Here is a 14,710-nt window from a genome sequence, read left to right on the forward strand (position 1 = left end):
CGCACGCGGCGCCGGGTCTTCCAGACGGAGAATTCTTTTGGATACCGATGTACTGATCGCCGGTGGCGGCCTGGCCGGCCTGTATGCCGCTTATGAACTGAAGAAGCGTCGCCCCGAACTGCGCGTCCGGTTGTACGAGATGCTGTCGCGCGTCGGCGGCCGGGTGCAGACCGACGAGATGCTGTCCGGTGCATTTCGCGCCGAATATGGCGCCGTGCGAATCGAACCCGATCTTCAACCGCTCGTCGATGCGTTCGTGCAGGCGCTGGGCGTACCCGTGCAACCCATTTCGTCGCATGAGGCGGGTTCGTCGATCCGTCCGTGTGCGGAGCGGCTGACCGAGGACGAGCGCGCGCTGCTGGCAGATCCGCGTGCGCACGATCCGCCGTGGGCGCTGCTGATGCATGCGGTGCGCGTGATCGTCGCGGACCAGTGGGACCTCGACGGCGACCGTTTCGACCGGCCGGGCCGGTCCGAGGCGCTGGCACGATTCCGTACGGACGCGCAGTTCGACGGCATGCCGCTTTACCAGCAGGGCATCTGGAACGTGCTCTCGAACGTGCTGAGCCATGAAGCGGTCGAGTTCACGCGCGAAAAGGGGGCGTTCTACAACTTCAAGAACGCGAATCCGAATGCCGCGGAATGGATCGCGACCCTGCTCGATTTGCGCCTGCTCGCGCGTCCGTCGTACCTGCCGGTCGGCGGCATGCAAGCGCTGATCGACCACGCCAGCCGCGCGGTGCGCGCGCTGGGCGTCGACGTGGTCCTGAATCGCGCGCTCGTCGACTTGTCGGAGCAGCCCGACGGCACCCTCGCCGCGACGATCGAAGACGTGTCGGCTGCGGAGCGGCGCCGCGTCGTCGTCGAGTGCGGGCGCGTCGTGCTCGCGCTGCCGCAGCGCCCGCTCCGGGATCTGGCCCGCTGCCTGCCGCCGGCCGTGACCGCCAGCCTCGATGCCGTCGTCCCGTTCCCGATCACGTGGGCATGCTGCGTCGTCGAGGACCCGTGGTGGACCGCCGACACCCCGCCGGGCAGCGGCGAAGGCGCGATGGTCCGGGCCGCGCATTTCGAAGTCCACCCGCGACAGCCCGAACGGTACGGCATGGCGATGTTCTACAGCGATGAACCGTGGCATCAGTACTGGGCCAACCTGATCGACACGGACGAAGGCCGCCGCGGCTGGCAGTCGGCCCCGTATCGCAACCGGGGCGAACGCCTGAAGGCGGCGCTCGTCCGGACCCTGCAGCAGACGTTCTCCCGCGACGACACGCCGCGCATCCTCGAATGGGGCATCCGCGACTGGAGCATGGCGCCGTTCGGCGCAGGCGTGCATTTCTGGCGCCCCGGCTACCGGTCGGCGGACGTGATCCGGCAACTGGCCGCGTTCAGTATCGGCAGCGATCCGGACAACCGGCGCGTGCACATCTGCGGCGAAGCGTATTCGGACCTGCAGGGCTTTTTCGAAGGCGCCTGCCGTTCGGTGCAATGCGCGCTGCAACAGATCGACGCGCAGAGCGGAACGGAACAGAACAACGAAACGACGGAGTCGAGCAATGAAGCAGCGTGAACGGGTACCGGGGGAGATCTCCATTGTCGGCATGGCATGCGAGTTGCCCGGAGCCGCCCATTCTCTCGACGCGTTCCGCGCAGTCGTGCTGGAAGGACGGGAAACCACCGGGCCGATGCCGGCCGGCCGCTTCGGCGCGGACGGCGCCGCGACGCCGCCGCACGCGCTGCACGGCGGCTTCCTGGCACGCTCGCCGTGGGCATTCGATCCGACCGTGTTCTCGATCGCGCCGAAAGAGGCGATCTACATGGATCCGCAGCATCGGCTGCTGCTGGAAACGAGCTATCACGCCATCGAGGACGCGGGGCTCGACCCGTCGTCACTGAGGAAGCAGCGCTGGGGCGTGTTCGTCGGTCTCAGCACGCTCGACTATGCGCGCCGCATGGCAAGCAGCGGCGACTACAACGGATTCCTGAGCCGCGGCGCGCTGGGCAGCATGGCCGCGGGGCGGATCGCCTATCACCTCGGGCTCGAAGGACCCGCGCTGGTCGTCGATACCGCTTGCTCGTCGTCGCTGGTGGCGGTTCACCAGGCGCTCGGCGCGCTGGCCGCGGGCGAATGCGACGCGGCGATCGTGGCCGGCGCGTCGCTCATGCTGACGCATGACTACAGCGTGGATCTGGCGCAGGCCGGCATGCTGGCCGCCGACGGCCGCTGCAAGACCTTTACGCGACACGCCGACGGCTTTGCGCGCGGCGAAGGCGTCGGCGCCGTCGTGTTGATGCGCGAATCGCACGCCGTGCGCACCGGCAAGCGAATTTACGCGAACCTGCTCGGCAGCGCCGTGAACAGCGACGGCCGCAGCAACGGGATCACCGCGCCGTCGCAGGCCGCCCAGCGGCGCGTGATCGAAGACGCGCTGGCGAGCGCTGCGGTGACGCCGGCCGACGTCTCCTATGTCGAAACACACGGAACCGGCACCGATCTCGGCGACCGAATCGAGTTGTCCGCGATCGCGGACGTGTTCGGCACACGCACGCATGCGCTGTATCTCGGGGCACTCAAGGCCAATATCGGCCATTGCGAGGGGAGCGCCGGGATCGCGAGCCTGATCAAGGCGGCCCTGTGCCTGTCCGCGCGGCAAATCGCACCGCACTGCATGGCGGACGATATCGACGAGGATCTTCCGCTCGCGCGCTTTCAGGGGGTGATCCCTGCGACGCCCACGCGCTGGCAGCCGGGCGACCCGGACGGGCGACTGATCGCGGGGGTCAGTTCGTTCGGCATGAGCGGCACCAACGCGCACGTCGTGCTGGGCGACCCGCGCGCGCAACGCTCGGCCACGCCGGCGGCAGCGCGCCGGACCGGCGCGAGCCTGCTGTTCCTGTCGGCCCGCACACCGGCGTCGGTTCAGGCGTTGGCCGACGCTTATGCCAATGCCATCGACGCATCGCCCGGTATCGACATGCAGGCCATGTGCGACGCGGCGCTGGCCAATCGCCAGGTCTGGCCGCACGCATCGATCGCGGTCACGGCCAGCAGCCCGGCCGAACTGGTCGAGCGGTTGCGCGAACGTTGCGCCGCACCGGGCCCGACGACGCGGCTGCAGCGCGTGGCGATGGTCTTCACCGGGCAGGGCAGCCAGTACGCGGGCATGGCTCACGGGCTGTTCAACGCCAACCGGCGATTCCGCGAGCTGCTCACGGAATTCGCCGGTCGCGTCGACGGCATCGCCGGCTGGGACACGCCGTTGCTGCCGCGCATGCTGGCCACCGAGCCGGCTGCCGGCGCCTCGCTGCCGCTCGTGCGCGAACAGCGGGCGTCGCAACTCTCGCTGCTCGTCCTGCAATGCGCGCTCGCGCAGTTCTGGCAGGAACTCGGTTGCCGACCCTACGCGGTGCTCGGACATAGCGTCGGCGAATATGCCGCGGCGTGGTTCGCCGGCGCATTCGACTTCGACACGGCGGCGCGCCTCGTGCTCGCGCGCGCCGACGCCATGGAGCGAGCGTGTTCGGCTGCCCCCGGCAAGATGCTGTCGATCGCCGCACCGCGACCGATCGTCGAAGCCCTGATCGACGAGGTCAATCGTGGCCTGCCGTCGGCCGGGCTCTGGCTGTCGGCGCTGAATGCGCCGCAATCGACCGTGGTCGCCGGCTCCGATACGGCCGTGCTGGCCGCTGCGGAGCATGCGCAGCGGCAAGGCCTGACGGTCACGCCGCTCGACACGCAGGGCGCCTTTCATACGCCCCTGATGCAATCCGCGGCAGACGAATTCGCCGCTCACGCATCGCGTCTCCTGGCCGGCGATATCGCGGTGAAACGCCCATCCGTCCGGTTCGTGAGCTCCGTCGAAGGGCGGGTCGGTTCCGCGCACATGGAAGCGGCGCTGGGTTCGCCGGCATACTGGGCCGAACAGATCGTGCGGCCCGTCGATTTCGCGGCCGCCGCCGCCGGGATCGTCGGCGACGACGTCGACGCGGTGCTCGAAATCGGGCCGCGCCCGGTGCTCTGCGGCCTCGTCGCAGCCACCGCGCGCGCGGCGCAACGCGTGTTGACGTGCCTGCCCAGCATCGACCGGCGCGGCGCCGACGACGAAACGTTCCTGCGTGCTGCCGGACGCCTCGCCGAGGGCGGCGCACTGGACATCCGGAAGGCCATGCAGGCATTCGGCGATGCGCAGGTCGGTGAGCCGTTCATCGAGCTGCCGAAATATCCGTTCGACCACACGCTGCTGCAGCCGGCTTCGTGGCCGCACGCCGTCGCCCGCGCGAGCAGCGGCGGCACGCAAGCGCTGGCATTGCGCGATACGCCGGCGTGGTCGGCCATCGATTTTCGCGCGACCTTGCAGGTCGACCCCGGCACGCCCGCGCTGGACTGGATCAATCAGCACCGGATTCACGGCCGCGCGATCGTACCCGGCGCGTTCTACCTGTCGACGGGTGTATCGCTCGCGATGCAGGCCATTTCGCGGGCGTCCCGGCAGGATCCGGCCGGCGCCCTGATTCGGCTCGACGATCTGACGGTCAGCCGGCCGCTCGTATTCGACGATGCGGTCGCGACGCACGAGGTGGCCTGCCAGATCACCGGCCCCGCACACGATGGCCGCTACGCGATCGTGTACCGGCTGCCGGCCGAGGGCGATGCCGAACTGGCACGCGTGCACGTTGCGCCGGAACATGCGCCGCTGCCACCTTCGAGCGGTCCGTTCGCCGAGCAGCCGGATGAATGGATGCGCCCGGACGCGTTCTTCGACGAATATGCGCGCCGGGGCGTCGAGTACGGCCCGCTATTCCAGCGGATCGTTGCATACCAGCGCGTCAGCGACATCGAAGTACGCTGCCGCATTGCACCGCCCGACACGCAGCCCGAGCTGCCGCTCAGTCACAGTGCCTTCATCGACACGTGCTTCCAGTCGCTCGGCGTGTGCCGCGGCCGTCCGGACAGCGCCTACGCTCCCGTTGCGCTCGAGTCGATCCAGATCGATCCGGATGCGCGCTGGTCTTCGGCGCTGACTTGCCGGGCCGTGCTTCGGGAGTCGAGCGACACGATGCTGGTCGGCGACGTGCACGTCCAGGACGAATCCGGCCGGGACGTTGCAACACTTCATGGCGTGACCTGCGTGAGCCTGCCGGAACCGGCCGCCGAGCACGATGACGTGCATTTCCGGGTCGAATGGGTGCGGGACGGCGTCCCGGAACTGTCGGCCGGCGCGCCGCTAACCGGCGAAACGTGGCTGCTGCTCGCACCGGCCGATGCGCCGGCGCCCGGTCACTGGCACGACGCTCTTGCCGGGCGCGGCGCAGCGAGCTGCTCGCTCGCGTTGCCGGGCGAATCGCACCGCGCCGGCGCGCCGATCGACCGCCCGCTGGCCGATGACGCGCGCGTGCGCACGATCGTCGTGTGGGCGCCCCACGGGTGGTTGTCCGGGGCAACGTCTTACGGCGCGGTAGCCGCGTTCGTTCGCGACGTGCGGCGCAGCGTCGAGACGGTGTCGGACCGGCAACCGGGCCAACCGCCGCAGGTGTGTCTCGTGACGGAGACGGGTCATGCCGCGCCGGACGTGCTGGGGGCCGCGACGATGCAGGCGCTCGCGGTTCATTTGCAGGCCGAGCTGCCCGCGCTGGACGCGGCACAGCTCGAGGTAGCCGTCGTGGGCGAACGCGTCGTCGACGCGATCGTGGCGGTACGGGGCGCGAAGCCGGGCATGACGCCGCGGCGGATCACGACACCGCTGTGGCGTATCGACGACGCGGGGCTGGCGCGCCGCGAAACCGTGGCCGGTTTGCCGGCAGTCGACGGCAACCCGGCGCTTCAGCCGCGCAGCGACGGCCGTTACCTCGTGACCGGTGCGTTCGGCGGTGCGGGCAGACATCTCGTCGAACATCTGGTCGACGCGTGCGGATGCCGGAACCTCGTCCTGATGCGTCGCCGCGCGTTGACGCCGGACGACGAGGATCACCGGTGGGTTGCGGGCCTGCGGGAGCGGTCCGGCGCGACGATTCAGCTGCTCGTCGCGGATCTGGCCGCCGCCGATGTCGACGGGGCGTGGCTGACCGCCCATGCGGGCGCGCTGGACGGCATTTTCCACCTGGCCGGCGCGACCGCCGACAGGAATATCCTGGACACCGACTCGGCGCAGCTCGACGCTGTCCTCGGCGCCAAGTTGCGCGGTGCGTCGGTGCTGCACGACTACGCGCACGGGCAGCCCTCGATCGAGTTCGTCGTGCATTTCTCGTCGCTGGCGTCGTTCGTCGAGTCGCCGGGTCAGATTTCGTATGCGATCGCGAACGCGGGACTGCAACGACTGGCCGCGCACGGCGTGTCGCTCGGCCTGCCGGCCATCGTGGTCGACTGGGGGCCGTGGGCGGACACCGGCATGTTGAAGCGGGTGGGGGGACGCGCGCCGTCGCGCTCGCTGCGACGGCTGCAACCGCTCGACCCGAAAGCCGCCAGCGCGGCATTGATCGCGGCGATGGCGCGCCTCGCGCACGGGGCGCATCTGGCGATTTATCGCGTCGTCCGGGATGCGCCCGCGCGATCCGGCGACACGGCCGCGACACGCGACGCCGCCGCGCCGGCGATCGGGCGGGACGCGGCCACGACGACGGCCGACGGCGCGTTCGCGCTGCTGACCGGGCTGATCGCAGCGGAGACGGGGCATGCGTCGCACCAGATTTCAAGGACCTCGACGCTGGACGAACTCGGGCTCGATTCGGTCGGCACGATCCGGATTCGCAGCGAACTGCAGGGGCGACTCGGGCTGAGCCTGCCCGCGAGCCTGTTCTTCGACAGCGCGACCGTCGCGGACATCCACGAACGGCTGGTCGCATCGATGGGCAAGGCCGCGGCACCTGCTCACGTCGAGGCAACGCCCGTGAAGGAGGGCGGGACGCCGGCCCGCGTGCCGCTCTCGTACAACCAGTTTGCGATCTGGTACGAGCAGATCCGCCACCGCGACAGCCGCGCCTACAACTGCGCAGTCGGCTGGCGCGTGGTTGGCGACGGGCTCGACCTGGATCGGCTGGCGGCCCGGTGGCGGGATCTGCTTGGCGAACACGAATTGCTGCGCGCGACGTTCGACGAGGTCGAGCACGAGCCGGGATACGTGATTCACCCGCTCGACGAAACGCTCTCGCGTTGCGCCATCGCGATCGACGACGCCGCATCGGGTGCCGAGGTCGACGCGCGGATCCAGGCATTGCTGGCCGCCTCACCGGACCTGGCGACCGAATTCGCGACCCGCGTGAACGTGTTGCGCGTGTCGCCGCGCGAATGGTATCTGGTCGTGACGTCGAATCACCTCGTGATGGATGCCGCGACCATTTTCATCGTGGGCGTCCAGCTCCTTCAGGCGATGTGCGGCGCCACGGCGCCGCTGGTCGGCTCCGACGCACCGTATCGCGACTTCGTAGGCGCGCAGCGGGCGCTCGATGCGACGACCTTGACGGCGGCGCGCGCCTTCTTCGTCGAGCGGATCATCGACGGCGACGGCGTGCCCGTCAGCATTGACCTGCCGGTGGATCGGGTGCGGACGGAGCAGGGCGCGAAGACCGGCGGCACGGTGCGCGTGCCGGTGTCCGGGCGTCTGGTCGAACAGCTCAACGCGATGCCGGGCGGACGGCGCGCGGCCGTGCACCTTGCCGCATGGCTGCTGCTGCTTGCGCGATACTCGAACCAGAATCGCGTGATCACGGGTGTCGCGTTCAATGGCCGCTCGGCGCAACGCTGGCGCAACACGGTCGGCCATTTCGTCAACGTGCTGCCGCTCGTCAGCGAAGTCGACGAAAGCCAGACCGTCACGGCGGCAGTCGACCGCGTCAGGCGTGCGCTGTTCGAGCTGGTCGACCACCAGGACGTACCGCTCGCATTGCTGATGCGCGACGAACGCCTGCGTTCGGCCAGCCGGTCGGCCGGGTTGTTTCAGACCTACTTCAACTACTTCGATGCCTCCGAGATGGTGGTCGACGTCGGCGCGCAGCACGACGCGACGCCGCTCGACATCACGCAGCAGGAAGCGCAATTCGATCTGAGCGCGTGGGTGACACAGCGTCAGCACGACTGGGCGATCGACCTCAAGTACGCCGATGCCGTGTTCGACCGCGCGACGGTCGAACAGATTGCGGAGCATTTCGCCACGCTGCTGGTCGCGTTGTCCGACCCCGGGCATGCCGAACGCGAAGTGGGTTCGATCACGATGCTGCCGGCCGAACAATTGCAGTTGCTGGCATCCGGGTGCGGCCCGGTTCCGCGCGACATGCGGGAGGTCGATCCGCGCGACACGGCATGCGTGCACGAGCAGTTCGCACGGCGCGCGGAAGAGACGCCGGACGCGGTCGCCATCGAATGGGGCGAACGCCGGCTGACCTACCGGGAATTGAATGCGCTCGCCGATACGGTGGCCGATACGCTGCGCAGCCAGGGCGTCGGCCGCGAGACGACCGTCGGGATCCTGTTGCCGCGCTTCGGGTGCCCGGAATCCATCGTCGCGATCCTCGCGATCTGGAAATGCGATGCCGCCTACGTCGCACTCGACCTGAAGCATCCGGCGGCGCGCACCGGCTACATGATCGACACGGCCCGATGCGCGATGGTGTTGACGCAACGGCACCGGCTGTCCGACAGCGTGCAACAGGCGCTCGCCGAGCGCGATGCGCTGGGGCTGTGCGACGTCGTGCTGCGCACGGACGACGCTGCGATCGACTGCGACGTCGTGCGCGCCGGGCGCGTGCAGCAGCACGCACGACTGGAGCCGAACGGCGCCTATGCCGATCGGGGCGGCAGGCTTGCTTACGTGCTGTTCACCTCCGGCAGCACCGGCAATCCGAAGGGCGTGCTGGTCGAGCATCTGGGGCTGACCCAGCGCCTGCGCTGGATGGAGCGGCATTTCGGCTTCTCGGCGCGCGACCGGTTCCTGCAAGGGACGGTTCTGACGTTCGATATCTCGGTGCCCGAATTCTGCCTGCCGCTGATGACGGGCGGGGTCGTCGTGCTGATGAACGAGACCGACGGGCCGGCCGGCCACGCCGCTGTGTGCGTACGCCACCGCGTGACCATGATGAGTACCGTGCCGTCGCTGCTGAACCTGCTGCTCGAGCCGCTCACCCGCTGCCCGACGCTGCGGCACGTGATTTCGGTCGGCGAAGCGTTGATGCAGCCCGTGGTGCGCGCATGGCTCGCGTCGGGCACGACCACGACGCTCAACAACCTGTACGGACCGACCGAAGTGACGATCTATGCGACCCATCATGCGTGCACCCGGGTACCCGACGGGCCGGGCGCATCGATCGGCGTCGCCTGCGACGGCGTGCGCTACTGGGTGCTGGACGCGCGCGGCCGCCCGGTGCCGCCGGGCGTGCCCGGCGAGCTCACCCTCGGCGGCAGCGGGGTGGCGCGCGGCTACATCGGCACGCTCAAGGCGCCCGACGCGTTCGCCGCCAATCCGTACCAGGACGACGCGACGCGCATGTACCGCACCGGCGATATCGTCAAATGGCGGCGCGACGGCGAACTCGACTACATCGGGCGCAACGATTTCCGCGTGAAGCTGCGGGGGCTGCTGGTCGAGCTGGGCGAGATCGAGCATGTGCTGATGTCGCATCCGGGCGTCCGTCATGCGACCGCGCTCGTGGTCGATGTCGGTGCCGCATCGTCAGCCGGGCGGCAGATCGTCGGTTGCGTCATTGCGGACACGTTCGACGAGCCTGCGGTGTTGGCCGCCGCGAAAACACGGTTGCCGGATTACATGGTGCCGTGGCGCCTGATGCGATTCGAGGACTTTCCGTCGAACAGCAGCGGCAAGGTCGACCGGAAGGCGCTCACGGAACGCGTGCTGGCCCGGATCGAGCAGGACGCCGACGCGCGGCGGCAGCCGGATGCGGCGGACGCATTGTCACCGGAACAAGCGGCCCTGTGTGCGCTGTGGAAGGCGCAGCTCGACCTGGCCTCGATCGGAACCCGCGAGAACTTCTTCCAGCTCGGCGGCGATTCGCTGTCGTTGACGCGCATGGTGCTCGCCGCCGAACGCGAACTCGCGCTGAAGGTCGACTTCAGCCTGTTCCTGACCAACCCGACGATCGACGGGTTCCTGGCCGCCTGTGCGAGCCGGCCCGATGGTTCGACGACGGCGGACGCCGCCGCCGGCCGGCAGGACGATGCACCGTATGCGTCGGATCTGGCAGCTGCCGCGACGTTGCCGGCATTCACGGGTACGGCGGCGAGGGCGACGGACGCCTATCTGTTGACCGGCGCAACCGGGCACCTCGGCGTCTGGCTCCTGCGGATGCTGCTCGAGGAAACGCATGCGGACGTCTATGTGCTGGTGCGCGGCAGTCACGACGATGACGCGCGCGCGCGTCTCGACGCACGCTACCGCGCCATGTTCGGCGACGCGCTGCCCGCCGCGCGTGTTCGCATCTGCCGGGGCGACGCAACCTTGCCGCAGTTCGGCCTGGACAACGACCGCCATGCGCAGTTGCTGACCCGCGTCACGCAGGTCATGCATTGCGCCGCACACGTCAACCATGCGGCCGACTACACATTCATGCGCGAAGGCAACGTCGGCGCGAGCCGGCACGTCCTGGCGTTTGCGGCTGCCGCGAAAGTCGCGCACGTGCACTACATTTCGACGCAGTACACGGAGCTCGGGTCCCTGCCGGAGCAATGGCTCGAACACGCAGCAATCCGCGAGCTGTCGTCGGGCTACGAACGCTCGAAATTCGTGGCGGAGGCCTGCGTTGCGCAAGCGGCACTGCACGGCTATCCCGCGTCGATCTACCGGCTGCCGCTGCTGATCGACGGCCGCGATCCGAACCTGAAACGGCAAAACCATTTCGTCGCGTTCAGCAACAAGTGCGTGGCGATGGGCGCTTATCCGGATCTTGCGATTCCGGTGCCGGTCATGCCGACGGAACACGTGGCGCGCTACATCGTCCGTCGCAGCAAGGTCACCATGATGTCGGCCGTGCGCAATGTCCATATCGACGATCTGGATTTTCGCGCGATCGTGTCGCGGCTGCGCCACGGGGCGGCACTGCGCGGCATGCCGGCGGCCGACTGGGTCGCCCGCGCCCGCGACGAGACGCCCGAATCCGATCCGTTCTTCAGGATGTTGCCGCTTTACAGCGCGCTCGGCGACGGCGGTAGCGGGCGGCCTGTCGAGCATGCCGCGTATCTCGACGAACTCGGCCGGCTGGAAATGCCGGCCGCCGACGACCCAAGCCGCTGGCTGCTCGACACGACGGCAGACTGCCTCGACCGGCTCGCCGCGCTTTGATCCCTTTCCCTGAACCCGGATGGACGGCTCCTCGTCCGTCCGCACTCTGACCATGAAGACATCCAAACTTGCCATTGCTTCGCTCTTTCTGACCATCTTTGTCGATGCGGCCGGCATCGGCATCGTGTTCCCCGCGCTGACGCCGATGCTGCTCAACAACGAAACCGGCCTGTTTGCCGCGTCGGTCAGCGAGGCCACGCGCTATCAGATCTACGGCATCGTGCTGGCGCTCTATCCGCTGGCCATGTTCGCCGCGTCGCCGTTGCTCGGCGACATGTCCGATCGGTACGGCCGCAAACGCGTGTTGCTGCTGTGCCTGGGCGGCAACGCGCTCGGCATGCTCGGCACCGCAGCCGGCGTGTACGCCGGCAGTCTGTGGTGGGTGCTGATCGGCCGCGCCATCTGCGGCCTGACCGCCGCAAGCTTGCCGGTCGCGCAGGCGGCCGTCATCGACATCAGCGCGCCCGACAGGAAGGCGGGCAACCTGAGCATGATCACGGCGGCGAACGGCGTGGGATTTGCGATCGGGCCGGTCATCGGCGGTGCGTTTTCCGGCGCGGGCGGCGGCGCGTTCGGCCTCGCGTTGCCGTTCGTCATCGGCGCGGCCCTGGCAGCGCTCACGCTCGCCTTCGTGACCGCCTTCTTCTCCGATCGTCGCGTACGCGACGGCGTCGCGCGCGCGCGACGCACCGGTGCATGGCGGCGCATCCTCGCGAATGCGGCATCGCCGGCGCTCCGTCCGCCGCTCATCATCCTGGCGGTGTTTCTGACCGGTTACTACATCTTCTTCAACTACATGTCCGCCTTTTCCCTGTTGCGGTATGGATTCGACGCGTTCTGGGAAGCCATGTTGCTGTCGTTCTACTCGGCATGCTTCGCCGTGTCGCTGATGTTCATCATTCCCGCACTGGCGAAGGCGTTTTCCCTGAAACAGAACCTGATGGGCAGCCTGATGGCGCAACCGGTCCTGATCGCACTGGTGGTGATGGTCGACGCCCCCGCCAGCCTCTGGGCGGCCGTGCCGCTGCTCGCGCTCGCCGTATCCAATTCCTATGTCACGCTGCTCAGCATCGCATCGAACCGCGCTGCCGCCGACGATCAGGGGCAGGTGCTGGGCGTCGTGTCGTCGATCAATGCGCTCGCCTGGGGCGTCGCCCCGATCGTGACCTCGCTGCTGCAGCCGCATTCGATCGTCCTCCCGGTCGCGGCGTCCGCGCTGGTGCTCGTGGCGGCGTGCGCGCTGGGCGGGCGCTTCTGCAACCAGGCGGTCGAACTCGAGGTCAGTCGATGAACCCCCATCAAGGTCATTCACCGCGAACCCACTGGAGAATTCAATGAATGCCAACACTCCCCAACTGCCTCATCCGCTCGGATTGCGGCGCGTCGTCGTGACGGGGCTCGGCCTCGTGACTCCGCTCGGCGTCGGTGTCGAACACACGTGGCGGAACCTGCTCGACGGTCGCAGCGGCATCACGACCATCGATCGCTTCGACACGTCGCATCTGCCTTGCAAGATCGCCGGGGTAGTTCCCGCGGGCAGCGCGCGCGACGGCGGCTTCGACGCGACCGAATGGGTCGAGGCGAAGGAGGTCAAGAAAATGGATCCGTTCATCGTCTATGCCATCGCGGCCGCCACGGAAGCGATCGACGACGCGCAATGGCATCCGGCCGACCGGGAATTGCAGAATCGCACCGGCGTCATGGTCGGCGCGGGTATCGGCGGCCTGCCGGGGATCGAGGCGGGATCGCGACAACTCGAACGCGCGCCCGGCAAGCGGCTGTCGCCGTTCTTCATTCCGTCGAACCTGATCAATCTGGCCGCCGGCCAGATTTCGATCAAGTACGGTTTTCGCGGCCCGACGCACGCGACGGTCACCGCATGCGCGTCCGGCGCCCACGCGATCGGCGATGCGGCGCGCCTGATCGCGCTCGACGACGCGGACGTGATGATCGCGGGGGGCGCGGAGGCCGCCGTATGTGAGGTCGGGATCGCCGGTTTTGCCGCTGCGAAAGCGCTGTCCACGGGGTTCAACGACACGCCGGAGCGTGCGTCGCGGCCGTGGGATGCCGACCGCGACGGCTTCGTGATGGGTGAGGGCAGCGGCATGGTCGTCCTCGAGGAATACGGGCATGCGCTCGCGCGCGGCGCGCGAATCTACGCGGAAGTGATCGGCTACGGCATGTCGGGCGACGCTTATCACATCGTCGCTCCGCCGGATGACGGCGACGGCGCGGCCCGCGCGATGCTTGCCGCCCTCAAGCGCGCACGCATCGAGCCGGACGCCATCGACTACATCAATGCGCATTCGACCTCGACGCCCGCCGGCGACCTGGCCGAGATCGCCGCGTTGAAACGCGTGTTCGGCGAGCATCTGTTCGGTGGTGCGTCGGTGTCCGCCACCAAGGCGTCGACCGGGCACCTGCTCGGCGCCGCCGGCAGCGTCGAAGCGGTGTTCGCGCTGCTGGCGCTCCGCGACCAGGTCGCACCGCCGACGATCAACCTCGATCGCGTGGCGCCCGAATGCGACGGCCTCGATCTCGTGCCGAACCGCAGCAAGCCGCGGCCGGTGCGTTACGCACTGTCGAATTCCTTCGGGTTCGGCGGAACGAACGCCGCGCTGATATTCGGGCCGCCGCCGGCGGACGCCTGATCCCGAGGCGTGCCGGATACGCCCATCCGGCACGCCCTTGACATCACAGGGCGTCCGTCCAGATAGTCACTTGCATATTAGAAGTCTCAATGATAGCCTTCACGCCATGAGAACGACCAGCTTTAAATCGATGGAGTGCCCGACCGCGCGCGCACTCGACTGCATCGGCGAATCGTGGACGCTCCTGATCCTGCGGGATGCGTTACAGGGGTGTACACGCTTCGACGAATTCCAGCGCAGTGTCGGGATTGCCACCAATACGCTGACGCGCAGATTGAAACGCCTGGTCGATCAAGGCCTGCTGGAGCGCCGGCGCTACATGACGCGACCTACGCGTTACGAGTACGTGCTGACGCAGATGGGCATCGACCTGTTTCCGCTGCTGGTCGTGCTGTTCGACTGGGGAAGCAAATACCTCGTCAACGACGGTGTCGCGGTTCAGCAGATCGACCGCGAGAGCGGCCGGGTGCTTGAATCCGTGGTCGTCGACAGGAATGACCTGCAGCCGATTACCGTGGATCGCGTCTTGCTCAGGGCAGGGCCGGTCGCATCGGCCGCCGTGCATGAACGTGTCGAGCAGGTGCGTGAGCTGCGCGAAAGTGCCTCGGGCAGCTGACCGCTCTCGTACCGTTGGAACAAGCCGGACTCGTCCCGAGTACCGGCCAGGAAATACCGGATCGACCCGGGCGGTCGCCGTTTGTCGGCGGGCGAGCGTGGCGTTTCCGATGGTGTCGTGTACTTCGGCAGGTCCGACTTGATGCGTGCTTACGTTCGATATCA

The 14,710-nt window shown here is 68.3% G+C and carries 5 protein-coding genes; all 5 read left to right on the plus strand.

The features are described from left to right. Positions 1 to 37 precede the first annotated feature (37 nt). The 5 genes from ACWMMN_RS08875 to ACWMMN_RS08895 all read left to right on the plus strand — a co-directional run bounded on the left by ACWMMN_RS08875 (position 38) and on the right by ACWMMN_RS08895 (position 14,546). The gene (locus ACWMMN_RS08875) at positions 38 to 1,567 is read left to right on the plus strand and encodes a flavin monoamine oxidase family protein (protein ID WP_342702149.1); all 1,530 of its coding nucleotides are present in this window, start codon (positions 38 to 40) and stop codon (positions 1,565 to 1,567) included. Next, a complete protein-coding gene (locus ACWMMN_RS08880; RefSeq protein ID WP_486422584.1) occupies positions 1,554 to 11,279 on the plus strand; it encodes an amino acid adenylation domain-containing protein in 9,726 nt (3,241 codons plus the stop codon). The genes ACWMMN_RS08875 and ACWMMN_RS08880 overlap by 14 nt, the downstream gene beginning before the upstream one ends. A 19-nt stretch (positions 11,280 to 11,298) precedes the next feature. Beyond that, positions 11,299 to 12,570: an MFS transporter gene (locus ACWMMN_RS08885; RefSeq protein WP_486422585.1), complete on the plus strand. Its 1,272-nt coding sequence runs from the start codon at positions 11,299 to 11,301 to the stop codon at positions 12,568 to 12,570. Between the two features lie 43 nt (positions 12,571 to 12,613). After that, complete coding sequence (fabF, locus tag ACWMMN_RS08890) at positions 12,614 to 13,930, plus strand: beta-ketoacyl-ACP synthase II (RefSeq protein WP_217468142.1); 1,317 nt, start codon at positions 12,614 to 12,616, stop codon at positions 13,928 to 13,930. 106 nt (positions 13,931 to 14,036) lie between these two features. Continuing rightward, positions 14,037 to 14,546: a winged helix-turn-helix transcriptional regulator gene (locus ACWMMN_RS08895; RefSeq protein ID WP_059234135.1), complete on the plus strand. Its 510-nt coding sequence runs from the start codon at positions 14,037 to 14,039 to the stop codon at positions 14,544 to 14,546. Positions 14,547 to 14,710: the final 164 nt, after the last annotated feature.

The organism is Burkholderia cepacia complex sp. TUM26381 (assembly GCF_057439935.1).